The sequence below is a fragment of the Arenibacter algicola genome, assembly GCF_000733925.1.
GTDB classification, from domain to species: Bacteria; Bacteroidota; Bacteroidia; order Flavobacteriales; family Flavobacteriaceae; genus Arenibacter; species Arenibacter algicola.
The window spans coordinates 698,581-721,696 of sequence record NZ_JPOO01000003.1 but is presented as its reverse complement, the minus strand read 5'-3'; the positions used below and the strand labels follow the sequence as shown (position 1 = coordinate 721,696).

General features: G+C 39.0%; 23 protein-coding genes. 19 read left to right on the top strand and 4 right to left on the bottom strand.

Features of this window, described 5'->3' with window-relative positions:
* Positions 1–125 precede the first annotated feature (125 nt).
* The 7 genes from U735_RS0113345 to U735_RS0113310 all read left to right on the top strand — a co-directional run bounded on the left by U735_RS0113345 (position 126) and on the right by U735_RS0113310 (position 9,246).
* The gene (locus U735_RS0113345) at positions 126–935 is read left to right on the top strand and encodes an AraC family transcriptional regulator (protein WP_031444300.1); all 810 of its coding nucleotides are present in this window, start codon (positions 126–128) and stop codon (positions 933–935) included.
* A gap of 89 nt (positions 936–1,024) precedes the next feature.
* Positions 1,025–3,535, top strand: a complete 2,511-nt coding sequence (locus U735_RS0113340) for an outer membrane beta-barrel protein (protein ID WP_031444299.1) — start codon at positions 1,025–1,027, stop codon at positions 3,533–3,535.
* Positions 3,536–3,797: 262 nt separating this feature from the next.
* On the top strand, positions 3,798–5,141 hold the full coding sequence (locus U735_RS0113330) for a DEAD/DEAH box helicase (RefSeq protein WP_031444298.1): 1,344 nt from the start codon (positions 3,798–3,800) through the stop codon (positions 5,139–5,141).
* 2 nt (positions 5,142–5,143) lie between these two features.
* Positions 5,144–6,457, top strand: coding sequence for a DEAD/DEAH box helicase (locus U735_RS0113325; protein WP_031444297.1), 1,314 nt, complete (start codon positions 5,144–5,146; stop codon positions 6,455–6,457).
* Positions 6,458–6,504: 47 nt separating this feature from the next.
* Positions 6,505–8,055 carry an SDR family oxidoreductase gene (locus U735_RS0113320; RefSeq protein ID WP_031444296.1) on the top strand — a complete coding sequence of 517 codons (1,551 nt, stop codon included), beginning with the start codon at positions 6,505–6,507 and terminating at the stop codon, positions 8,053–8,055.
* A gap of 430 nt (positions 8,056–8,485) precedes the next feature.
* On the top strand, positions 8,486–8,680 hold the full coding sequence (locus tag U735_RS0113315; protein ID WP_031444295.1) for a cold-shock protein: 195 nt from the start codon (positions 8,486–8,488) through the stop codon (positions 8,678–8,680).
* Positions 8,681–8,796: 116 nt separating this feature from the next.
* A complete protein-coding gene (locus tag U735_RS0113310) occupies positions 8,797–9,246 on the top strand; it encodes a KTSC domain-containing protein (RefSeq protein WP_031444294.1) in 450 nt (149 codons plus the stop codon).
* A gap of 209 nt (positions 9,247–9,455) precedes the next feature.
* On the opposite strand, the gene U735_RS0113305 is transcribed toward U735_RS0113310, so the two are convergent.
* Positions 9,456–9,845 (bottom strand): DoxX family protein, encoded by a 390-nt coding sequence (locus U735_RS0113305; protein WP_031444293.1) that lies wholly within the window; start codon positions 9,843–9,845, stop codon positions 9,456–9,458.
* 215 nt (positions 9,846–10,060) lie between these two features.
* Between U735_RS0113305 and U735_RS0113300 the strand changes: the two genes are divergently transcribed.
* The 9 genes from U735_RS0113300 to U735_RS0113260 all read left to right on the top strand — a co-directional run bounded on the left by U735_RS0113300 (position 10,061) and on the right by U735_RS0113260 (position 17,704).
* On the top strand, positions 10,061–10,633 hold the full coding sequence (locus U735_RS0113300) for a TetR/AcrR family transcriptional regulator (protein ID WP_031444292.1): 573 nt from the start codon (positions 10,061–10,063) through the stop codon (positions 10,631–10,633).
* Positions 10,634–10,734: 101 nt separating this feature from the next.
* Complete coding sequence (locus U735_RS0113295) at positions 10,735–11,835, top strand: MBL fold metallo-hydrolase (RefSeq protein ID WP_031444291.1); 1,101 nt, start codon at positions 10,735–10,737, stop codon at positions 11,833–11,835.
* A gap of 14 nt (positions 11,836–11,849) precedes the next feature.
* The gene (locus U735_RS0113290) at positions 11,850–12,056 is read left to right on the top strand and encodes a hypothetical protein (RefSeq protein ID WP_031444290.1); all 207 of its coding nucleotides are present in this window, start codon (positions 11,850–11,852) and stop codon (positions 12,054–12,056) included.
* Between the two features lie 101 nt (positions 12,057–12,157).
* Complete coding sequence (locus U735_RS0113285) at positions 12,158–13,039, top strand: carbon-nitrogen hydrolase (RefSeq protein ID WP_031444289.1); 882 nt, start codon at positions 12,158–12,160, stop codon at positions 13,037–13,039.
* Positions 13,040–14,068 carry an agmatine deiminase family protein gene (locus U735_RS0113280; RefSeq protein ID WP_031444288.1) on the top strand — a complete coding sequence of 343 codons (1,029 nt, stop codon included), beginning with the start codon at positions 13,040–13,042 and terminating at the stop codon, positions 14,066–14,068.
* Between the two features lie 301 nt (positions 14,069–14,369).
* Positions 14,370–15,230, top strand: a complete 861-nt coding sequence (locus U735_RS0113275) for a helix-turn-helix domain-containing protein (RefSeq protein WP_031444287.1) — start codon at positions 14,370–14,372, stop codon at positions 15,228–15,230.
* Between the two features lie 69 nt (positions 15,231–15,299).
* Positions 15,300–15,848 carry a carboxymuconolactone decarboxylase family protein gene (locus U735_RS0113270; protein ID WP_031444286.1) on the top strand — a complete coding sequence of 183 codons (549 nt, stop codon included), beginning with the start codon at positions 15,300–15,302 and terminating at the stop codon, positions 15,846–15,848.
* A gap of 68 nt (positions 15,849–15,916) precedes the next feature.
* Positions 15,917–16,339, top strand: a complete 423-nt coding sequence (locus U735_RS0113265; protein WP_031444285.1) for an OsmC family protein — start codon at positions 15,917–15,919, stop codon at positions 16,337–16,339.
* 261 nt (positions 16,340–16,600) lie between these two features.
* A complete protein-coding gene (locus tag U735_RS0113260) occupies positions 16,601–17,704 on the top strand; it encodes an acyltransferase family protein (protein WP_232233262.1) in 1,104 nt (367 codons plus the stop codon).
* Between the two features lie 281 nt (positions 17,705–17,985).
* Here U735_RS0113260 and U735_RS0113255 read toward each other — a convergent pair whose 3' ends face one another.
* Both U735_RS0113255 and U735_RS0113250 read right to left on the bottom strand, forming a co-directional pair.
* The gene (locus tag U735_RS0113255; protein WP_031444283.1) at positions 17,986–18,351 is read right to left on the bottom strand and encodes an arsenate reductase family protein; all 366 of its coding nucleotides are present in this window, start codon (positions 18,349–18,351) and stop codon (positions 17,986–17,988) included.
* Between the two features lie 20 nt (positions 18,352–18,371).
* Positions 18,372–18,587 (bottom strand): hypothetical protein, encoded by a 216-nt coding sequence (locus U735_RS0113250; protein ID WP_031444282.1) that lies wholly within the window; start codon positions 18,585–18,587, stop codon positions 18,372–18,374.
* A gap of 322 nt (positions 18,588–18,909) precedes the next feature.
* Between U735_RS0113250 and U735_RS0113245 the strand changes: the two genes are divergently transcribed.
* Together U735_RS0113245 and U735_RS0113240 are read left to right on the top strand one after the other, a co-directional pair.
* On the top strand, positions 18,910–19,923 hold the full coding sequence (locus tag U735_RS0113245; RefSeq protein WP_031444281.1) for a zinc-binding alcohol dehydrogenase family protein: 1,014 nt from the start codon (positions 18,910–18,912) through the stop codon (positions 19,921–19,923).
* A 12-nt stretch (positions 19,924–19,935) separates the two neighbouring features.
* Positions 19,936–20,406: a RidA family protein gene (locus U735_RS0113240; RefSeq protein ID WP_031444280.1), complete on the top strand. Its 471-nt coding sequence runs from the start codon at positions 19,936–19,938 to the stop codon at positions 20,404–20,406.
* A gap of 66 nt (positions 20,407–20,472) precedes the next feature.
* Here the strand turns inward: U735_RS0113240 and U735_RS0113235 are convergent, their stop codons facing one another.
* Positions 20,473–21,579: a Gfo/Idh/MocA family protein gene (locus U735_RS0113235; protein WP_031444279.1), complete on the bottom strand. Its 1,107-nt coding sequence runs from the start codon at positions 21,577–21,579 to the stop codon at positions 20,473–20,475.
* Positions 21,580–21,769: 190 nt separating this feature from the next.
* Here U735_RS0113235 and U735_RS0113230 point away from each other — a divergent pair, with 190 nt between their 5' ends.
* Positions 21,770–23,089: an MFS transporter gene (locus tag U735_RS0113230; RefSeq protein WP_031444278.1), complete on the top strand. Its 1,320-nt coding sequence runs from the start codon at positions 21,770–21,772 to the stop codon at positions 23,087–23,089.
* Positions 23,090–23,116: the final 27 nt, after the last annotated feature.

The window sequence follows — 23,116 nt, the reverse complement described above, 5'->3', positions numbered from 1 at the left end:
CACTTCGGATATTAAGGCTAATAAACTTTAAGATAAATTTATCTTAAAGTTAAGTTTACTAAAATTGAATTTAAAACGTAATATTTACATTTACTGCTATTATACTTAGTTAACCACAGACCATTTTGAACGATTCCATCAGCACATACAACAAAATTAACGCTGAAGTTGGTATAAAAATAGAACCTTTCGATGTCACTAAAAGGTATACCAAGCCTCACAAACACAATAAATATCTCGAAATAATATATTTTATAAAGGGTAGTGGTTTTCATCATTTGGACATGGAAAGTCACAGTATAGAACCACCCTTGTTGTTTATTGTTAAAAAGGATGAGGTTCATCATTGGGAGATTACCACAAAACCCAAGGGGTATGTCATCATTATCAAGGAATCGTTTTTAGAGAAAACCTTGGATAAATACATCAATACGCAATTGATAAAACTTAACAACTGTCAAAAAATAATGGTTGATGAAGGGGACAAATCATTAAACGCTTTGTTTAAGTCCTTATGTTGGGAGATGAAACAAGCTAATTTAAACCAGGAAGCAGTGGAGGGCGGGGTAAAGGCTATATTGTCGAAAATGGTTAGGTATGCCACTTTACAAGGTGGGGAAAATACGGATAAGACAGTTCAATTTGTAAATTTATTGTCCGAAAACTTAAAGAATAATGTCTCGTTCTATGCAGAAATTTTAAATACTACTTCACAGAATCTCAATGCTTTATGTCATAAAGTGTTCAATAAAACGGCATCCGATGTTATTGCTGAACATATTATTGTGGAGGTAAAAAGACAATTGGCCTATACAAACAAATCAATCAGTGACATTGCCTATGATTTGGAATTTAAGGACAGCTCACACTTTACCAAATACTTTAAACGTTATACACAACTTACCCCATTACAGTACAGAAAAAACCTAGTTTAAGTATTGGTACCATTCCTTTTTCAAATACACCATTTTAAGTTGGAAGTCTCCTCTATTTTTGTCAAAATTTTTAATTTGAATGGATATTTATGAATTGTAAGAACTTCTTTATGCTTGTGGTCCTATTGGTCGGAGTACAAGTATCAACTGCCCAAATTTCAGGAAAAATTATTGATGCCACAGATAATTCGCCATTGGAATATGCCACGGCAGCCCTCTATAATCAAACAGATGGCTCCCTGATAACGGGTGTAGTTACTTCTCAGGATGGATCCTTTGTTATAGACAAGGTGAAACCCGGAACCTATTATATGGAAGCCTCCTTTATGGGGTACGATACCAAAACCATATCCGATATTACGATAGATAAAGGGCAACCCTTAAGAGGCCTTACCGTAATTGGCTTGTCCTTCGGGAACCAATTGGACGAGGTGGTTATTAAGGGTGAACGGGCCACAGTTCTTCATAAGATAGACCGTCAGGTATTCGATACCAAAAAGTTTCAAAGCAGTCAGGGCGGTAATGCCATTGATGTAGTAAGAAATTTGCCATCGGTTACTGTTGATGCACAAGGCGGTGTCAGTGTCAGGGGTAGTTCTGGATTTGCCGTCTTAATCAACGGAAAACCAACCCAAGGTGATGCCAGTGCCATATTGTACCAATTACCGGCAAATTCATTGGAAACAGTGGAGTTGATTACAGCGCCTTCGGCCAAATATGATCCTGAGGGTAAAGGAGGTATTTTAAATATAATAACAAAAAAGGGAGCCACCAATGGAGTTTATGCCCAAGTGAACCTGCGCGGAGGTTTACCTTCAATAGAACCCTATGACACTAAGGTGGCTGCACAAAGATATGGGGTGGATGCTACCTTAAATAGAAGAACGGACAAATGGAACCTGTCCTTTGGTACCAGTTACCAGCGCAATGATAAAACAGGTAGGAGGGAAGGTGAGGTTTTTGTCATCAATCAGATAGAGGACAAGCAAACTTTTTTGCCTTCCGATGGGGAGCGGAGTTTTGATGATATTAGCTATAATGGGCGTTTTGGAGTAGATTTCACACCTACTGATGCAGATACCTATTCTTTGGGTTTCTATGCAGGAAAACATACTGTAGATCGTTTGGCCGATATCGATTATTATGACAATCATGCCATTTCACCTATTGGCAGTGGCATTAGGGAATATACTTTTCAGTATTATAATCATAATTTAAGAACCAGAAAAGGCGATTTTGCCCTGGGAAGTTTTGATTATGCCCATAAATTCAACAATGATTCCAAGTTGTCTACCTCCCTATTGTATGAATACACTTTTTTGGGCGGTCCTACCTATAATGATAATTTGGGTCTTACCGATCGTAATATTATTTATCAGCAGGAGTACAATACCAATGATAACCCACTAAACGGGTATAGGGTGAATGTGGATTATCAATTTAAGCCTTTTTCCTTTGGTACATTGGAAACAGGCTATCAATTTAGGGATATTGACCACACAGGTGAGTTTGTTTATGAGCGCGATGGCGTTTTAGTACCTGAGTTTTCCAGTAATATAAGTTTACAGCGTACCATTCATTCTGGATATACCCAACTTACAGGCGCAAGCAATAAATGGGATTATGCCGGTGGCCTGCGTTTGGAATCTATGGATCGCACTTATTCCGAGGATTTAAGGACTGCCGAACCCGAGCAAACCTATAAATATGATTTTGTTAAGTTGTTCCCATCCGCTTCCTTGCAATATGCTGTGAACGATGCTACCAAATTAAAGGCAGCCTATAGCAAAAGGGTAGAACGGACAACCACCCTAAAAATGAACAGTTTTGCAGAAAGGGAACACTCCGAGGTTTTTGAACAAGGGGACAATCAATTGAGACCTGAGTTCATAGATTTGGTAGAATTGGGGTTCGTCAAAAATTTTAAAGGAGGTAATTCGGTAAGTGCCACAGCTTATTATAGACATGTGGACAATGTAATAAACCGTGTAAACACCTTGGCCTATGAAGCCAATGGTGCTGTATTGGACAGTATTATTAACAGGGTGTATTCCAATGTAGGTAAAAGCAATGCCGTTGGACTGGAAATAGGGGGACAATTAAAACCGAGCCAAAATTGGAGCAATTATTTAGGCGCTAACATATATTCCTATGATATTAAGGGGGCCTTTGTATTTAGGCATAGGGATGGTATTACCAGAAATTATGATGTAAATACGAATGCCACTATATATTCTTTCAACCTAAATTCTACCTATTCATTCTGGGAAAATGCTTCTTTACAGTTTACTTTTAATTATTTGTCCGAAACGAATACCGCCCAAGGAGAGGATTCTAGGTTCTATTCCCCCAATCTAAGTTTCCGAAAGTCGTTTTTTGACAATAAATTAACGGCTACCCTTCATTGGCAGAATATTGATATGGGATTGTTGGATACCAATAAACAGCGAATCACTACTTATAAAGCCAATGAATTTTACACTACTACCAATTACAGGTATGAGGTAGATATGATATCACTTAATTTGTCCTATACTTTTAATGCCATAAAAAGTAAGGCAAAGTTTATAGAAAGTGAGTTTGGAAAAAAGGAATTCTAAATAGGAAAACATATTGTTTCAAAAATATAGAGTCCAGTCAATTCTTATTGCTGGACTTTTTTAGTTCCATGGGTTATGACCTATAGAAAGGAAAATGGGAGGATTATTATGGATTATAATTTATACCATGTCCAATTCAAAATTAAAGTAGAATGGGGTGTTATTTATGACTATACAAGTCAGGGCATTTTTTATATTGGAATATAAACCAATTACAGGCATTCCCTAGAAAACTGTGGCTATCTTTGCCGAAAATTATTTTATGTCAAAGCAGTTTTCTGATTTAGGAATTAACGAACACCTACTTCAAAGTTTAATAGACCAACAAATATCAGAGCCCACTGATATTCAGAAGAAGGTGATTCCTGTGATTTTGGAGCAAAACAAGGATGTAGTTGCTCTGGCAAAAACAGGAACAGGTAAAACGGCTGCATTTGGTTTGCCCTTATTACAATTAATAGAAACTGAAAATACCAATATCCAATGCGTAATATTGGCGCCTACACGGGAACTGGGGCAACAGATCTATGCTAATCTGGTTTCCTTTTCTACCCATAGTCCGTCTATTTCCATTGCTTCAATATGTGGAGGAATCCCTATTAAGCCTCAAATAGAACGTTTAAAGAGTGCCACCCATATCGTAGTAGCCACACCAGGTCGTTTAGTGGATTTGGTGAAGCGAGGAGCCATGAACATTAAAAATATTAAGTATTTGGTCTTGGATGAAGCCGATGAAATGGTAACTGCCTTAAAGGTGGATTTGGATAGTATTATTGCAGAAATCCCAAAATCCAGAAAAACATTATTGTTTACGGCTACCATGCCAGGAGCCTTAATACAATTGATCCAGAATTATATGTCCAAACATGTGGTTCAGATAGAAGCGGACATGGCTACAGTAGGGCATCAGGGAATAGAACATAGGTATGTTGTCGTAGAACCCATTGAGAAATTGGAAGTTCTACTTCACTTTTTAAAGTCCAGGGAGGGAGAAAGAGGAATTATTTTTTGCAAGACGAAAGCGGCGGTAAATAAATTGGGAAAAAACTTGGCTATCAATAAATTCCGATCAGGTGCAATACATGGGAGTTTAACCCAGGGTATTCGAGATCGGGTAATGGGACAATTTAGGGAAGGGTTTATAGATATTATGGTGGCGACCGATTTGGCTGCCCGTGGTATTGATGTTAAGGAAATATCCTATGTAGTAAATTATCATTTGCCAGATACTTATGATACCTATGTGCACAGGAGTGGACGTACCGCTAGGGCAGGGGCAGCTGGATTTTCATTGACCGTTATCCAGAAAGAGGAAGTAGAGGATATTGCCGAATTCCAAAAGGAGTTGGGTATAGATTTTAAAGAATTTAAAAAAGCGGATGCCGAAAGTATTGAAGAAAATAACGCCTTGATTTGGGCCAACAAAATATTCAAGACCAAACCCAATCGTACTATTTCCCAAGATTTTAGGGAGAAAATAAGAACAGTATTTCATCACTTGACCAAGGAGGAACTTATAGATAAGATACTTACAGATCATTTGGGGCAATCAAGCAGTGGAAGCCCAAAATTGGAATCGCCCAAAAAGAAAAAAAATAAACAATAATCATGGCCAACAATATAAAAGAGCAGGAGGATATTTTATCAAAATTAAATATCCAGCAGTTGAACCCTATGCAGGAAGAGGCCATTTCTGTTATTGAAAAAACAGCCAATACAATTATTCTGTCCCCAACGGGAACCGGTAAGACCTTGGCATTTCTATTGCCTTTATTGGAAACTCTGGATCCTAATATTGACGAGGTCCAGGCACTTATTCTAGTGCCTACCCGGGAATTGGCCATACAAATTGAGCAAGTGGTTAGGAATATGGGGACCGGTTATAAGGTAAATGCCGTTTATGGAGGACGCCCTATGTCCAAGGATAAGATCGAAATTAAACATAACCCTTCTATTTTAATAGGCACCCCAGGACGTATTTTGGACCATTTTGATAGTGACAGGTTCTCTAAGAAAAGTATTGAAACCTTGGTGTTGGATGAGTTTGACAAGTCACTGGAAATAGGTTTTGAGGATGAAATGGCAGGAATTCTCAGTGAATTGCCCAATATTAAAAAAAGGATCTTGACTTCAGCTACACAGGGAGTTGAAATTCCAAGTTTTGTGAAATTGGATAATCCTGTGCTCATCGACTATTTAGAGAAAGAAGTTGGTTCAAAATTGGCAATTAAGATCGTGTTGTCGACTTCTAAGGATAAACTTCCAAGGCTATTGGAACTGTTGCATCACCTGGGAAATCAGCCTGGAATCATCTTCTGTAATTTTAGGGATAGTATAGAAGAAGTAAGTTCTTTATTGGAGAAAAATAAAATAGGGCACAGTTGTTTTTCCGGAGGTATGGAGCAAAAGGATAGGGAGCGTTCCCTTATTAAATTTAGAAACGGAACCACTCAAATTTTAATCGCCACGGATTTGGCGGCAAGGGGAATAGATATCCCGGAATTAAAATATATAATTCATTACGAGCTTCCACATTCTTTGGAGGAGTTTACCCATAGAAATGGGAGAACGGCAAGGGTAAATGCCAAAGGTACTGCCTATGTCCTAAAATGGGAAAATGAGCGATTGTCTGAGTTTATAAAGGATTCCGGCGATATGGATATTTCCAAAAAAGCGGCACCTATGAAACAGTTTTGGGAAACCTTATTTATTTCAGGAGGAAGAAAGGATAAAATTTCCAAGGGTGATATTGCCGGGCTTTTTTTTAAACAAGGGAATATAAATAAGGACCAATTGGGGGAAATTGAGTTAAAACAAGACTGTGCCTTTGTTGCCGTTCCTTTATCCATTGCCCATCAATTGGTGGAAAAATTGAACAATTCACGTTTGAAAAAGAAAAAAGTACGGATTACGATTCTTTAATTTTTTAGAGTAAAAACCAAATTTTTATCCGTCGGAATATATTAAAAATGAAAGAAGATCTAAAAGGGAATAAAGCTGTAATCACTCCAGAGGAGATTGATAATTGTATTGCACTCTTACAGCAATTAGTGGACCATACTGATCAGATATTCGAAATTCCAAAAGAGAAAAGAACAGCTCTAATTAAAGTATCTGGTCAGTTTTCCAGACCCAATAGGGAAGAGTTTGCTAGAAGGAAAAAGGACGGGAAGAAAATTGCGCTGCGAAAAAAAGCGGCAAGGGATAAAAATGCCCGTAAGGAAACAGGTATCAGAAGTGCACGCGAAGCCCATGTATTTGTAGCCCCCAAACTGTTGGCAGCTGCTGCATTGGAAAATCATAAAAAACAGGAATTGGAGGTAGCCAGAAATTGCTACGTTTGCAAAACGGAGTTTAGCGAACTTCATCATTTTTATGATACAATGTGTATTGAATGTGGCGATTTCAATTATGCCAAGCGATTTCAAACTGCCGATGTAACAGGTCAGGTCGCCGTTGTAACGGGATCAAGATTAAAAATTGGATATCAAATAACTTTAATGTTATTGCGAGGTGGTGCCACGGTGATTGCCACAACACGTTTTCCAGTTGATTCGGCCTTACGTTTTTCTAAGGAAGATGATTTTATGGAATGGGGGCATCGATTAAAAATTCATGGCCTTGATTTGCGTCATATCCCAAGTGTAGAAATTTTTTGCAATTATATAGAGCGGCAATATGAGCGATTGGATATTCTTATCAATAATGCTGCGCAAACCGTGCGAAGGCCTTCAGGGTTCTACCATCATCTAATGTCCAACGAGGAAAGATCCATAACATCACTTCCTTTATCTGTGCAAGAAGTTTTAAGCGATCATACCTCTTGCTTACAGGAACTAAAAGAATTAAGGTCCGGGACATCACCAAATCAGAACATGCCGGTAACCTGGCACGGACCGGAAGCTGGTATCGGGTTGAGTGCTTCTGCCAAATTATCCCAAATTCCATATAGTTTTGATAATGCATTGGTGGCAAAAGAAGTATTTCCCACTGGCGAATTGGATGCTGATTTACAACAGGTCGATTTACGCAAAACAAATAGTTGGCGACTTAAACTAGGAGAAATTGAAACTACCGAAATGTTGGAGGTTCAATTGGTAAATGCCGTAGCTCCTTTTATATTGTGCAACCGTTTGGCAGAATTAATGAAGAAGGAGAACACCGGACAAAAACATATTATTAATGTTTCGGCAATGGAAGGGAAGTTTCATCGAAATTTTAAGGAATCGCGCCACCCACATACCAATATGGCCAAGGCGGCTTTAAATATGCTTACACACACCGCTTCGGGGGATTTGGCCAAAAAAGGAATATTTATGAATGCAGTGGACACGGGATGGGTGACGGATGAAGATCCCGCTGAACTATCCAAAATGAAACAGGAAGTCTATGATTTTCAACCTCCTTTGGACATAGTGGACGGTGCTGCCCGAGTCATGGATCCGTTAATAGACGGAATTACTACCGGGAAACATTGGTCAGGTAAATTTTTAAAGGATTACTTTCCTATTGATTGGTAATTTCACTCACTTTTGCCAGCTTGGATTTAATAATATTTTCAATACCAAGCTTACATTAAAAAAATCGAGAAGAAAAACATTAATGTAGGGAATTTCAAGCTTCCATTAAAGTATATCTGGACGATAGTCCGTTTCAAGGAATTTTATATTGGACATTTTTGTGGCGAATTGAGTTAAAATAAGACTAGTCCTTCGTTGCCATTCCTTTGTCGATTGCCCATCAATTGGCGGAAAAATTGAACAATTCACGTAAGAAAAAGAAAAAAGTACGGATAACAGTCCTTTAATTTAGGGTGTGGATCAGTGGAAAATTGAAATTAAAGCCCTGAAAAACATAGGTTTTCAAATATAAATGAAGTAAATAGCTGTTTTTTAAATTATTAGCGCCATCTTTGCAGCTTAATATTATAATAAATTTAATTACATTACGATGAGTAGTAAAGGAACAGTAAAATTTTTCAACGACACAAAAGGTTTTGGTTTTATCACTGAAGAAGGTGTTGAAAAGGATCATTTTGTACACATTTCAGGTTTAATTGATGAAATTCGCGAAGGCGATGAAGTATCTTTTGACCTTAAAGAAGGTAACAAAGGTTTAAACGCAGTAAACGTACAAGTTATATAATATATACTTCCATGTTTAATGAAAAGCCCATCAGTACTGATGGGCTTTTTTTATTTGTTAAATACAGCGTGTTGTAAGAAATTAGACGTAGTTTCGCGCCCTGTAAAAATATCATTATGAAGCGCATAAACGAATACAAGAAATTATTTGGAATAGAAAAGGAGATCGATCTAAAGGTACTTAAGAAAAGTTACCGAGACTTGGTAAAGGAATGGCATCCGGATAAATTTCAAGAAGGGGATAGTAAGCGCGAAGAGGCAGAGGTGAACAGTAGAAAGATTATTGATGGCTATCATTTTTTGGTGAGCATTGCTCCTGAAACCAAAGCCGCAAACCTGGAGGCTTATACGGAGACCATTACCAATTCCGGTATAGCCGACTATCACCACAAAGGACTGCTATTGGAAATAACATTTATGGACGGATCTACCTATGAGTATTTTGGAGTTACCAAGCAAGTCTATATAAAGATGGTCAATTCCAATACTGTCAACCGTTTTGCAAAGCGAATGATTTATCCTAAATACACCTACAGACAATCCAAAAAGCAGCTTCAGGAAGCTTAGTGGAATTAAATATTTGAGAGGCTGACCAGCCAATAGGTTAAATCCAATGACTGAAAACAGAATAATAAAAAGTGAAAGCCACTTCGGTTTTCACTTTTTCTTTTTGTAAATAATCCATTATTTATTGACAGCGCTTGTACAGAGCCTACATTGGATACACCTTCCTTGGATTTCCTTAGTTTTACATGGAGCCGAGGCCCGACTTGCCACTATAAATCGGCCAATACCACTTCGCCAGCAACGATTCCTACTGAAAGTATAAATAAGATCAAGGCAGGAAATGACTTGATATTAGGGTCGTCTGCCTTAAAATGCATAGCAATGGCACCCAACATAAAAATTCCCATGGCCCCTGCGGCCGGAGTGCTCAAATCTTTAATCCAGAGGGAGACGATCAAAAGTATGGCAAGACCAACCTTAATGGTGCCTACAAGGTACATTATGGTGTGGGACAGACCATAGGTTTCAAATTCCTCCTTCATGGATTTGGAATCACCGCCGCGCCAAGGGGTGGGTTTGTTGAAGCGAATAAACCAAACATTTATAATGCTTATAAAAATGATGATTTTCGCGGCTACTGTAAAGTAGTAAATAAGCATAGGTCTTTAGAATATTTTAAATAGGTATGGGTTATCAAATCCTAAGATAAGGATTATCTCTTTGTACTTGGCTCTAGCCAATAAAATATTTGAGACAGTATCAAGGTTACTTTTGAAGTTTATTTTGGGCTCATTAAGTATAGAAATGAAAAAATAAAATCTCAAAACCTCATATAATCGAATATTTATTCGATTTTAAATTATACATTTGCACCGTGAGGGTAAAAGATGAAACAAAACAATTGGCGATAGTAGAAAACACCTTGGATGTTGTTTTCGAAAGGGGATTTGCCGGAATAAAGATGGCAGACCTGGCCAATCGCGTTGGCCTTTCCGTATCTACGCTATACGTATATTACAGGAATAAGGAAGATTTAATTGTTTCCATTGCCATAGGGCTTATAGAAAGGGAAACCCAGAGAAGTGAACAGGAAATAACGGAGGACCTGCCCTATAAGCTAAAGCTAAAAATGCTATGGCTATTTTGGATCAATTTCAGTATCAACAATAAAAAGGAAATGAGCTTTTTGGAGCAGTTGAAGAAATCGCCTTATTACGAAAAGGTACCTATATCCGTGAAGGAGACAAAAAGTAAAATGGCCATGAACCTTATTGAACTAGGGAAGAGGGAAGGCTTGCTAAAAAATATAGACAACAACATTCTAATGGGCATAATAGGGGCCTTAATGGGGGAAACCGTAAAATTAATTATGGATGGAAAAATAGAGTTGAACCAGATAAATATCGACTTTATGTTCTCTATGGTTTGGGATGCCATTAAAAGCTAGTTTTTTTTAAATTAAAATAGAATAAATATTCGATAATAAGTCTGTTAAATGCGAAACTCGCGACGAAAAGTAATAATCCATTGAAAAAAATTATAAAGAAAATGAGTATAGTAATTGGAAGCGGACTTCTATTAGTGATTGTGATAGGGGTTCTATTTTTGTATTTAAGCCCAGAGTTTGGAGGGGCACCCACCATGGAGCAGAAGAGGATCTATGTAAAATCGCCCAATTATGTTGATGGAAAATTTATCAATAAGGGCAATGTTAAACTGGATATGAGTATGCGCGATATGGGAAAGAGTTTGGCAGGTTTTTTTGGGCCTTCACCACTTACCAAACCTAATAAGGATATTCCTGTGGCGAAATTGGATTCATTGGATATCGTGGAATATCAGGACAGTACGCGACTTATCTGGTTTGGTCATTCCGCTTTTCTATTGCAAATCAGCAACAAAACAATCCTGATAGATCCCATGTTCGGAAAGGTTCCTGCACCACATCCCATGTTGGGCTCCAATCGTTTCAGCAAAGAGCTTCCGATTGAGGTGGAAAAACTTCCCAAGATCGATGCCGTTTTAATTTCCCATGACCACTATGATCATTTGGATTACGGCTCCATTCAGAAATTAAAGGACAAGGTAAAAATGTTTTATACCCCGCTAGGGGTAGGGGCACACTTGCAAAAATGGGGAGTGGAAAAAGAGCGTATTGTGGAACTGGATTGGTGGCAGGAAGTGCTAGAGGATGATCTGACTTTTAGATGTACCCCGGCCCAGCATTTTTCAGGAAGGGGTTTTTCCGATAGGGCCAATACCTTATGGAGTTCATGGGTGATTCAATCCCAAAAGGATAATATTTTCTTTAGTGGCGATAGCGGTTATGGCCCACACTTTAAGGAAATAGGGGACAAGTATGGACCTTTCGATTTTGCGATGATAGAATGCGGACAGTACAATGAGATGTGGCCCGATATACATATGTTTCCAGAACAGACGGCCCAGGCCGGTTTGGATGTAAGGGCAAAACAAATAATGCCCATCCATTGGGGTGCATTCAAGTTGGCAATGCATCCTTGGACCGAACCTGTAGAACGTGTTACCAACAGGGCAGAGGAGTTAAACTTGGATGTGCTGACTCCAAGAATTGGTGAACCTATCAACCTTAACCGATTGGAGAAAACAACCTCCCAGTGGTGGAAATAAACTTGATATACCCTATGATTACAATTTTTAAGACCAATATAAGCGAAGAAGAGGAATCCAGAGTCAGACAGTTTTTAAATCTGTTCAAGGAAATTTTAAAAGTGGATTTCGATTTTGAAGATCGTGATAATATACTGCGTATTGAAACTGTTGGGAATATTACAAGCCATGTGGAAATTATGTTAAATTCCAACGGTTATTTCTGCAAGGAACTATTGTAGACACATCTTTTATTGTTGAGAAGTTCTTTTTGTGCCCGGCTTAATTGGGTCGAATATTATTTAATATATATTACTTTTGCAACATCTTTTATTATAACGACATGAAGAAATATAAGATTGCAGTAGTACAGTTAAATCTCAACGATGTTGCCGAGAACAATTTGAAAAAGTGCATCGCTTGGGTTAAAAAAGCAGCCGAGCAAGGGGCAGAGGTTATTTGTCTCCCTGAACTATATAGTAGCCATTATTTTTGTCAAAGTGAGGATACGGACAATTTTGCCTTGGCGGAGCCATTGGGCGGTACTTCCTTTAAAGCCTTTAGTGCTTTGGCCAAGGAGCTGGGAGTGGTAATTATTGTACCATTCTTCGAAAAGCGAATGGCCGGTATTTATCACAACAGTGCCTATATTATTGACACTGATGGTACCGAAGCTGGACTATACCGAAAGATGCACATTCCGGACGATCCACATTTCTATGAAAAATTCTATTTTACCCCGGGGGATCTAGGCTTTAAGAACAATCCTACCAAAAAAGGCAACATAGGAACCCTTATCTGCTGGGACCAATGGTATCCGGAAGCGGCAAGACTTACTGCTCTTAAGGGGGCTGAAGTGTTATTTTACCCTACGGCCATTGGCTGGCATCCACAGGAGAAGGAGCAATATGGGGAAAAGCAATACAATGCCTGGATGAACGTAATGAAAGGTCACGCCGTAGCCAACGGGATATTTGTGGCTGCCGCCAATAGAATTGGCTTGGAGCAATATCTCCCAAATACGGAGGGTATAGAATTTTGGGGTAAGTCGTTTATCGCAGGCCCTCAAGGTGAAATCTTGGCCATAGCCTCCCACGATAAGGAAGAGATCCTTATAGCGGAAGTGGATCTGGATCTACAGGAAAATGTACGCCAGAATTGGCCATTCTTTAGGGATCGCCGTATAGATGCCTTTGCAGATATCACCAAAAGAGCTTTGGATTAAATGAGAAGGTTTCCTGCAGAATGGGAAAAACAGCAGGGTATTTTGCTCTGTTTTCCCCATAACGGTAATGATTGGCCAGGCAAGTACGGAGCCATACAATGGGCTTTTGTAGAATTCATTAAAAAGGTGGCAACCTATGAGCAGGTCTTTCTGGTAGTAGACAGTGCCAAACACCAGAAAAAGGTTATGGAAATGCTGGAAATGGCCACCGTGAACCTTAAAAAAGTCGTTTTTATAATTCAGAAGACCAACCGTAGTTGGATGCGGGATTCCGGGCCGATTATTATTAAAAATGGCAAGAACCGCGAAGCCTTAAACTTTAACTTTAATGGTTGGGCCAAATACTCCAATTACAAACTGGATAGAAAGGTGCCCAAGGCCATTTCAGAAGTCTTGGAAGTCCCGTTGACACAAGTGGTTTACAAAGGAAAACCCGTGGTTTTGGAAGGTGGGGCCTTGGAAGTGAATGGTAAGGGAACCCTGATTACTTCGGAGGAGTGTCTTTTGCATCCGAAGGTACAGGTAAGAAATGCCAATTTTACCAAAACGGATTATGAAGCTATCTTTAAGGAATACCTTGGTATAACCAATACCATTTGGGTAGGAGATGGCATCATAGGAGACGACACCCATGGTCACATAGACGATTTGTGTAGGTTTGTGGATGTGGAGACCATTGTAACCGTTGTGGAGTCGGACCCAAAGCACAAAAATTATAAGGCCCTTCAAGATAATTTGGCACGCTTAGAAAAGGCTAAGTTGGAAGATGGTAGATCTCCAAAGATTATAACCTTGCCAATGCCTAAGGATATCTTGTTCGAAGGCTTGACCTTGCCGGCCAGTTACGCCAATTTCCTGATTCTTAATAAATGTGTATTGGTTCCTACATTCAATGATGCAGCCGATAGAATTGCTTTAAATACCATAGCTTCCTGCTTTCCGGATAGGGAAGTCCTAGGAATTAGTGCCATTGATCTTATATGGGGCTTTGGGACATTACATTGTTTGAGCCAACAGATACCGGTTTAGTGTATATTGCCTACTAAAGTTTTTAGATTGCACCAGACGGGACGTTTAATTACTACTTCCGCGATTTAGCCCTGCCTATCTTTCGATAGGTAGTTTTAATCCCCGCCATATACATTGGATGGCTGGGTGTTGCCCAAGCTATAAGTACTTGTTTTAAATGTTATACATACATGTGCATTGCATTTAAAATGAAAGCACTATGATATTTTTACGACCAACAGAAAGTAAGGAATGCTAATTTTTGACATTCTGGAGCAATCCAATTACGTATAACAAGTATCTTAAATATCAGGGACAGTTTATGAAATTTATAGGGCATACCGATGAATATCTTTTTTTGGATACTATTGATAGTCATAGTTGTGATATCTTAAAGGAACAAATTGAAAGCAGCCTCACCATTTTGTGGTTTCAAGCCGATGCCAATATTCTTAATATAGATGGAAAGGAAGAAGTGTTTTCTAAGAACCAAATTATTTTTTTAACGGAGTTCCATCAAATTGTTCCAAAGAAAATAGGGGAAATCAGATTTTTAAGGTTCAATAGGCCTTTTTATTGTATTCTGGACCATGATAGCGAGGTAGGATGTAAGGGGATCCTATTTTTTGGAGCTTCCCAACTCCCGGTGATCGGCCTTGCCCAAGAGGATTTTGAAAAATTTGATACACTCTGGAAAATGTTCACTATAGAAATGAAGTCCAATGATAATTTGCAGATAGATATGCTGCAAATGATGTTAAAAAGATACCTGATATTGTGCGCCAGACTCTATAAAAGTCAGGAAAACTACCCCGCGGAGCGCAATGAAACTGACCTTGTTAGGGAATTCAATTTTCTAGTAGAGCAGCATTTTAGATATAAACATAGTGTAGCGGATTATGCCGAATTGCTGCATAAATCTCCAAAAACCATATCCAACGTTTTTTCAAAAATGGATTCCAAATCGCCTTTGAAATATATCCATGAGCGTATAGCTTTGGAAGCCAGGCGGATGTTGTATTATACAGATAAGCCCGTCAAGGAAATAGCTTACCAACTTGGATTTGAGGATATCCAGGCTTTTAGTCGCTTTTTTAAGAAACAAGAGGGTGTTTCCCCTTCGGAATATAAAGAAAAAAGGGATTTGGGAACAATTGCCAATTCTTCGGGAATTACTACCTAACAAAACCCTTCTTCCCGGTCGCATCTTTGCATTGTTAAAATTAAGTACAACAATTAAAATTAAAAAACAATGGAAAGATTTCAAGTACCAAGTAGAGAAGAAGTATCTATCAACAATCAAGCAATTTTCGACAATTTGAAAAAGGCTGTGGGATTCGTTCCTAATTTATATGCCTATTACGCCAAGAACGAAACTGCCCTAGGAGATTACCTAACATTACAGAATAGAAAAACAACCTTAAAAGCTAAGGAAAAAGAGGTTATTAATCTTGTGGTGAGTCAGTTTAATGGTTGTAACTATTGTTTGTCCGCCCATACCCAAATTGGTAAAATGAACGGTTTTACCGAAGATCAAATATTGGAGATAAGGACCGGTAACGCCAGTTTTGACAGTAAACTGGATGCCTTGGCCAAGTTTGTATTGAATACGGTCAAAAATAAGGGAAGAGCTTCTGAAGAGGTTAAGGAACAACTCTTTGATGCAGGTTATACAGAAGCCAATTTGATAGATGTGGTCATCGTAATCGGAGATAAGACCATAAGTAACTTGATTCACAATCTAGCGGATTTTGAAATAGATTTTCCCTTAGCGGAAGAACTACAGGCAGCGCCCATTTAAATCCAAATTAGTCAATAAAAAACCCCATAGTTGATTTTAGCTTCAATGGGCACAAAACATAAGATAAAATGAGCACAAAAATAAATATCAAAAATTTACCTGTTGGCTACCAATCGGTTATAAGCAATGGAAAACATGCTATACTCGGGGATGAGCCCATCCCCGCCAAAGGTACGGATTTGGGTTTTTCCCCAGTGGAATTGCTATTGGCAGGAATCTCTATGTGTAAAGTGGCTACGATTAGAAATGTGGCCAGAAGAAAAGGCTGGGAAATAGGGGAGGTCGATGCCCAATTGGAACAAACGGCAGTACGTCAACCTAACGGCAGCTTTAAAACCACAGTGGCTTCCAACATCCAAATTCAGGGAAACCTCACTGAGGCGCAAAGGGAGTTATTGGTACAAGAGGCCGACAACTGTTATGTTACCAGACTGGTCAGGGGAGAATGGGAATTTCAGGAATCGGCACAACTGGAGCCAGTAGTGGCCTAAAGTATCATTACACTATTTAACCTAATAAATAACCCCGGTGTTTTCATCGGGGTTATTTATTAGGTTATTTTAGGTAATCCTGCATAACACAAGGTTTGCCATGGGGTTTTAGAAGGCAAAACAGAAGTTTTAATCGGACTTTGCTTTTATAAAATGATAGGCCTAAATCGCGGCTTTAATGAGAACCAATGAAAAAGGGCAATTAATTTGGTAGAATAATCGTACTGATTAACTTAGATGCCAAATAAAATGCATTTTACTATGAAAAGATTCAAGGCGCTCGACGTGTTCCGCGGATTGACTATTTGCCTGATGATAGTCGTTAATACTCCAGGAGATTGGAACTTTACCTTTGCTCCTTTGTTGCATGCCAATTGGCATGGTTTTACTCCGACCGACTTGGTTTTTCCTTCTTTTCTATTTGCAGTGGGGAATGCTTTTGCATTCGTTAAGTCCAGATGGGGAGATAAACCTCTTTCGGAAGTTTTCCAGAAAATTATAAAAAGGACCTTAATTATCTTTTTATTGGGATATTTAATGTACTGGTTTCCCTTTGTATCATGGACAGACTCCGGGGAACTGGCCTTGGTTCCTATTAGTGAAACGCGAATATTGGGAGTGTTGCAGCGAATAGCACTTTGTTATTTTATTGGAGCAACCATGATTTACTTTCTCAGCAACCGCCAGCTTGTTGTCGCATCGGCAATTATCCTCCTTGGTTATTGGGGGTTGCTTAGTGCCTTTGGCGACTTTACTCTAGAAGGTAACCTCGTTAGGACATTGGATAGGATACTTCTTGGTGACAATCACCTTTATGGCGGTGATGGACTTCCGTTCGACCCTGAAGGGCTGTTAAGCACCTTACCGGCCATCTGTAATGTGATAGCAGGGTATCTTGTGGGACAGTTTGTTATCCAAGGTGGTATTACTTATGAAAAATTGGCCAAAATGTTGATGATAGCAGCAGGATTATTGGCCGTGGCGTATTTTTGGAATTTAAGCTTTCCTGTAAACAAGAAGTTATGGACAAGTTCTTTTGTGATTCTTACAATTGGCCTGGACATCATTGTGCTGTCCATACTGATCTATGCTATTGAATTTGTTAAAAGGCCCATAAACTTTAATTTCTTTGAAATCTTTGGTAAGAACTCCCTTTTCATATATCTATTGTCCGAATATTTGGCAATAACCATGCTATTTGTACGGGTAGATGAAAATCAAAGTTTGTACAATTATATCTACGAAAAAGGTTTTGGCTGGTTCGGACCCTATTATGGATCATTTGCCTTTGCCTTAGTATTTATGTTCATTTGTTGGCTTATAGGACTTTGGTTGGACAAAAAGAAGATTTATATAAAAGTCTAATCCCTAACTTGTATTTAAGCAGGAGAACATTTATTCCAACTTGCAAAAACAAACATAGTAAGTAAGATAAAATTATTAAGCTCTTTTGTACGTCCGGTCGAGCCTGCCTATCAGTAGACAGGCGCAGTCGAGACCTTATGCTTATCAACGTTTTGAAAAATACTGACCACTCGACTGTGCAATAAGTTAAGAATTACAAAATTTATGGGTGTAAATGACTGATTTATAGTGAGAAGTGAGTATTTAAGTCATTTTTGTCGTCTACAGATAAAAGAGGAATATTAAATTTTAATAATATCGGTAGGGGTTTCCACTAAAATAGTCATCTTGCCACGGATGGCAATGGGTTGCTTCATGATTTCCGGGTTGTGCCTTATCATTTTTATCCAATCGTCCGTAGAAAATTCATGGGGTTCAAAGTGGGCCTTATATGCTGGATGTTCCTGATTTACCAGGTCTTTGACCTCCAAATTTAATTTGCCGGCCAATTCCGCTATTTGGGTCCCTGTTAAAGGTACTTTTAGGATATCAATTTCAAATATCGGCAAGCCTTCAGCTTTGGCATAGGCCAAAGTCTGTTTGGCCCTTGTAGATTTGGAACTGTAATATAGGGTTATCTGTCTTTCCGAAGTAGCTATTTCTCCCATGGTTTTGTTATAAAATTGTCTTACCCATTATTTCTATGGGTCTCTAAATGATGCTTTATCAATTCCTTTAAACTCTCCAAATATTCCTTTAAATCGTCCTTATTTACCTGGGGATGATTTTTTGCAGGAATGGTCAAAGGATTTTCATCCAAAGAACGATACAGCTCAGGATAATTGGTTTCAATATCGGTAGTGAGCTCTGAAATCTCGCCTAATACTTTTCTTAGATTATTCATTGTGAAAAATGTATTGATTGCATACTATAAATATAAAGAAGTTTTTACTTTTAACGACTGATGAAGGTCATGTAAATGCATATTGTACTAGTCTAAAGCCGCCTATTTTAATCTATAAGCAATTAAAGGCTTAGGGTTTTTGCAATCTGGATTAATTTTTTGTAAATCTAAATGTTAGGGGCAATTCAACTATATTTATAAATCAAGAATCTTTACTTGTGCGCAAAAAGCAAATTTGCATACTTATAAAGACGCCCCCATGTAGTTGGTCAATAACTACAAAACCTGATGATAGTAAAAAAAAAAATAAAATATTATAAGAATGAAAGCAATAGGATTTAAACAATCATTACCTATTACGGAAAAGAATAGTTTTATAGCCTTTGAGGCGGAGAAACCAACACCAACGGGATATGATTTGTTAGTTAAAATATGGGCAATATCGGTAAATCCGGTGGACTACAAAATCAGACAAAATGCAGCAAAGGATACGGTGTTGGACACTCCTAAAATTATAGGGTGGGATGCCGTAGGGATCGTACAGGCCGTGGGTGATAAAACTTCAAAGTTTAAGGTAGGGGACCAGGTGTATTATGCAGGGGACATCACCAGAAGTGGAAGCAATGCGGAATATCAGCTGATAGATGAACGAATTGTTGGGCACAAGCCTATAAATTTGAGTGTTCCGGAGGCGGCGGCAATGCCATTGACAAGCTTAACCGCTTACGAAGCACTTTTCGACCGCATTAGGATCGATCCTGAAAAGGATAGTGGTAAATCGGTATTGATCATAGCAGGTGCTGGTGGGGTCGGATCCATAGCCATACAATTGGCCAAGAAATTGTGCAGCCTTACAGTTATTGCCACGGCCTCACGTGAAGATTCCATAACCTGGTGCAAGGATTTGGGAGCTGACTTTGTGGTGAACCATCACAACCTTAAAGAAGAATTGGAAAAAATTGGACATAGTCAGGTCCATTATATATTGGACTTCGTGGATCTGGAGGGATATTGGGAGTTGTCTACGGATATCATTAAACCCCAAGGGCACATTGTATCAATTACGGGAAGCAGTAAACCGTTAAACCTAAATTTATTAAAAAATAAGAGTGTAACCTTTTCATGGGAATTTATGTATACCCGTTCTATGTTCAATACAGAGGATATAGAGCGACAGCACGAAATTTTAAACCATATGGCCCATTTATTGGATGAGGGTACTTTAAAAACTACATTGACTACCACGCTTTATGGATTTACGGTTGAAAATTTAAAGGCTGCACATGAAATGCAAGAGTCCGGTAAATCTATCGGGAAAACAGTTATTTTGTTTTAGAGAATTTTGCTTATGACCATTGAAGAAAAATTGGAAAGCTTAGGAATAGTGGTACCCAAGGTGGCACCTAGAGGGGTAGGAAATTATGTTTCTTGGACAATATCCAACAATACTCTTTATACTTCCGGTCAATTGCCCTGGAAAGACGGAGAATTCGGAGTTTTGGCATATACCGGTAGGGTAGGGAGCGATCTTAGTATAAAGGAAGGGTATGATTGTGCACGTATCTGTGCTATTAATGCCATAGCCCAATTAATGTATGCCGTAAAAGATTTGGAAAGGGTAAAAAAAATTATCCGCTTGGATTGCCATATACAGGCCGCCGAGGGCTTTAAGGATCATTCAGATGTTTTGGATGGCGCTTCGGATGTCATGAATCAAGTTTTTGGTGATAGGGGAATCCACACCCGTTCGGCAATCGGTATATATCAATCGCCATTAAATGTCCCGGTAATCGTCTATTTAATTGCTGAGGTAGATTAAGTGAAACTTCAAATATTGTAGGCCGATGGTCTTAAACTATACGCTGCAATTTAGTATGTTAAAACCTTATAAATCAACCCTTTTTCCAGTTTTTACTGCCTCATAAATGGCATCTATAATCTTTAAATCCTTAAGCCCCTCTTCCCCATCAACCGGAACTATGGGTTGAACCCCTTCAAATATAAGCTGGGCCATACCATCCATCTGCAGGGTTTGGTGGGTTATATGTGGTTGAGTTAGCTCCCCTTTATGCGTTCTGCCTTCAATTGGACCATAACCTGTTGATGGCTGCATTTCTGCGTAGCCTTTTTCCCCGTTTAGGAAAAATCGGTCCAAATGTCTCATGGCATAGGTGGAAAGGCAAGAGGCTACCGCGCCACTGGGAAATCCCATTTGAAATTGTATGGTTTCGTCCACTCCCTCCTTAAATTTAACGGGATCGGTCTTTGTTTCTTGGGCCGTTACCCAAATTGGTTCCTCCCCGAGCATATAGCGGGCACCGTTAATGGAATAAATGCCAATATCCATCATGGCCCCTCCACCTGCAAGTTCTTTGTTTAAGCGCCATTGGGTGGGATCGCCTATGGCAAATCCAGATAAGCCTTGAAAAAACTTAAGCTTCCCAAATTCTCCATTCTGACGCATCCGTATTACTTCTACTGTTTTAGGCTCGTAATGCATACGATAGCCTACCAATAGTTTTACATTGGCCTTTTTACAGGCATCAACCATTTCCTGACCTTCCTTGGCATTAATGCCCATAGGTTTCTCGCAGATGACATGTTTTCCTGCCTTTGCCACCCTAATCACCTGATCTTTGTGCAACCCGTTGGGGGTTATGACATACACGACATCTATATCCGGATTATTTTTGATTTTGTCAAAATTCTCGTAGTTGTAGCAATTCTTTTCAGGAATATCATATTTGGCCCGCCAATCAACAACTTTGGATGGCGTACCACTAATGAGTCCAACCAACTTGGCTCTTTTACAGGATTCCATCGCTTTGGCTACTCGCGTAGCATAACCTCCCAGTCCCATTATGGCCACCCGTAAAACAGGTCCTTCGTAAGGCTCGCTAGGTGCTGCGAACAGCTTGGCGGGACTGTATAAAATTGGCAAACTGATGGCTGAAACACTTAGTTTTTCCAAAAAATCTCTTCTTGAACCCATGGTTATCGTATTTGATTGTTCTAAAAATAGTAAAACGAAGTTAAATATCCAGCAGTTCGTTATATGTTTTAATATACTTAAGGCGAAGCTGTAGATTGGACCTAAATAAAATTATAGATTTTGGTACTTGAAAAGGTGAGGAAAGCCAATCCCATTAAAACCCTTATCTTTGCGGACTTTATTACAAAGCATGCCAAACCCGACTAAAATATCCTTAGTAAATCCCCAAAGGTTTCCTTTCTTTTATGGTTACATAGTACTTGTCATTGGTAGTATTGGCATTTTAGCCAGTATTCCTGGCCAGACCATCGGCGTATCTGTTTTTACAGACCCGGTCAAGGATGCCTTGGGATTATCAAGAAATGAGTTTAGCAATGCCTATATGTTGGGTACCCTGTTGAGTTCTGCCTTGGTGGCTAGGGCAGGCATTTGGTTCGATGCTTATGGGGCTAGATATGTTGCTTTCTTTGCTACCTTACTCTTAGGGGCATCCCTCTTGCTGTTTTCTGTTTCTGTAGAAATAAGTGAAACCATTAAAAGGGTTTTTAATTTCCAATCCTGGTCGGTTCCCTTTCTTTTGATAACCCTTTTATTTTTTATGATAAGATTTAGTGGTCAGGGAGTATTGACCATGGCCTCTAGGAACATGATCATGATGTGGTTTAGGAAAAATAGGGGCAAAATCAATTCTATAAGCAGTATTACGGTCTCCCTGGGCTTTTCCAGTGCCCCGATACTATTGAATAGGCTTATTGATGATCACGGATGGGCAATGAGTTGGCAGATAATGGCCATGAGTCTTTTTGTTTTTTGTGTTTGTATCTTGCTGTTATATAGAAATAGGCCGGAAGATTTTGATCTGCTTCCGGATGGATGTGAAAAGAAGGAATTTGACCAAGAAAAAGAGGCGACTGAAACCGACTTCACCCTAAAAGAGGCAAAGAAAACTCGGGCCTTTTGGATGTTCGGATTGGTTTTGGCCTTTAATAGCTTTTATGTAACAGGATTTACATTTCACATTGTATCTATTTTTGGTAGTCAGAACTACTCTAAGGCCGAAGCCATTGCCATTTTTTTACCGATGTCCATTATAGCTATTTTCGTATCCACCTTGTGCAATATTTTAAGCGATTATATCCAGCATAAAATCTATTTGTTCATTATGCTGTCGGCCGGAGTCTTGGCTTCATTGGGACTATTATTGCTCTCCCATCCAATTGGGGTTTATTTATTGGTCGGAGGCTTAGGTACTATGGGCGGATTGTTTGCAGTGATCAACGCGGTTACATGGCCTAGTTTTTTTGGAAGAAAGTTTTTGGGTTCCATCAGTGGAAAAGTGATGAGCTTTTTGGTCGTAGGAAGCGCCATAGCGCCCAGTTTATTTAGTTATTGCTTTACCACCTTGGGTTCTTACCGTTACATGGGTTATATCACCTTGGCGTTTTTATTGTTTTTGATCATTGGGTCCTTTAAGGTGAAGAATCCTCAACTAAAAACAGAGGATATTTAAACATTGGCTAAATAATGGCCATCTTGT

Coding starts and splice junctions, on each gene's coding strand:
- U735_RS0113290 (WP_031444290.1), top strand. CDS start 11,850: ATGATTACAATTTTTAAGACCAATATAAGCGAAGAAGAGGAATCCAGA.
- U735_RS0113315 (WP_031444295.1), top strand. CDS start 8,486: ATGAGTAGTAAAGGAACAGTAAAATTTTTCAACGACACAAAAGGTTTT.
- U735_RS0113240 (WP_031444280.1), top strand. CDS start 19,936: ATGACCATTGAAGAAAAATTGGAAAGCTTAGGAATAGTGGTACCCAAG.
- U735_RS0113265 (WP_031444285.1), top strand. CDS start 15,917: ATGAGCACAAAAATAAATATCAAAAATTTACCTGTTGGCTACCAATCG.
- U735_RS0113310 (WP_031444294.1), top strand. CDS start 8,797: ATGAAGCGCATAAACGAATACAAGAAATTATTTGGAATAGAAAAGGAG.
- U735_RS0113295 (WP_031444291.1), top strand. CDS start 10,735: ATGAGTATAGTAATTGGAAGCGGACTTCTATTAGTGATTGTGATAGGG.
- U735_RS0113260 (WP_232233262.1), top strand. CDS start 16,601: ATGAAAAGATTCAAGGCGCTCGACGTGTTCCGCGGATTGACTATTTGC.
- U735_RS0113270 (WP_031444286.1), top strand. CDS start 15,300: ATGGAAAGATTTCAAGTACCAAGTAGAGAAGAAGTATCTATCAACAAT.
- U735_RS0113275 (WP_031444287.1), top strand. CDS start 14,370: ATGAAATTTATAGGGCATACCGATGAATATCTTTTTTTGGATACTATT.
- U735_RS0113280 (WP_031444288.1), top strand. CDS start 13,040: ATGAGAAGGTTTCCTGCAGAATGGGAAAAACAGCAGGGTATTTTGCTC.
- U735_RS0113235 (WP_031444279.1), bottom strand. CDS start 21,579: ATGGGTTCAAGAAGAGATTTTTTGGAAAAACTAAGTGTTTCAGCCATC.
- U735_RS0113305 (WP_031444293.1), bottom strand. CDS start 9,845: ATGCTTATTTACTACTTTACAGTAGCCGCGAAAATCATCATTTTTATA.
- U735_RS0113250 (WP_031444282.1), bottom strand. CDS start 18,587: ATGAATAATCTAAGAAAAGTATTAGGCGAGATTTCAGAGCTCACTACC.
- U735_RS0113285 (WP_031444289.1), top strand. CDS start 12,158: ATGAAGAAATATAAGATTGCAGTAGTACAGTTAAATCTCAACGATGTT.
- U735_RS0113325 (WP_031444297.1), top strand. CDS start 5,144: ATGGCCAACAATATAAAAGAGCAGGAGGATATTTTATCAAAATTAAAT.
- U735_RS0113330 (WP_031444298.1), top strand. CDS start 3,798: ATGTCAAAGCAGTTTTCTGATTTAGGAATTAACGAACACCTACTTCAA.
- U735_RS0113320 (WP_031444296.1), top strand. CDS start 6,505: ATGAAAGAAGATCTAAAAGGGAATAAAGCTGTAATCACTCCAGAGGAG.
- U735_RS0113340 (WP_031444299.1), top strand. CDS start 1,025: ATGAATTGTAAGAACTTCTTTATGCTTGTGGTCCTATTGGTCGGAGTA.
- U735_RS0113245 (WP_031444281.1), top strand. CDS start 18,910: ATGAAAGCAATAGGATTTAAACAATCATTACCTATTACGGAAAAGAAT.
- U735_RS0113255 (WP_031444283.1), bottom strand. CDS start 18,351: ATGGGAGAAATAGCTACTTCGGAAAGACAGATAACCCTATATTACAGT.
- U735_RS0113230 (WP_031444278.1), top strand. CDS start 21,770: ATGCCAAACCCGACTAAAATATCCTTAGTAAATCCCCAAAGGTTTCCT.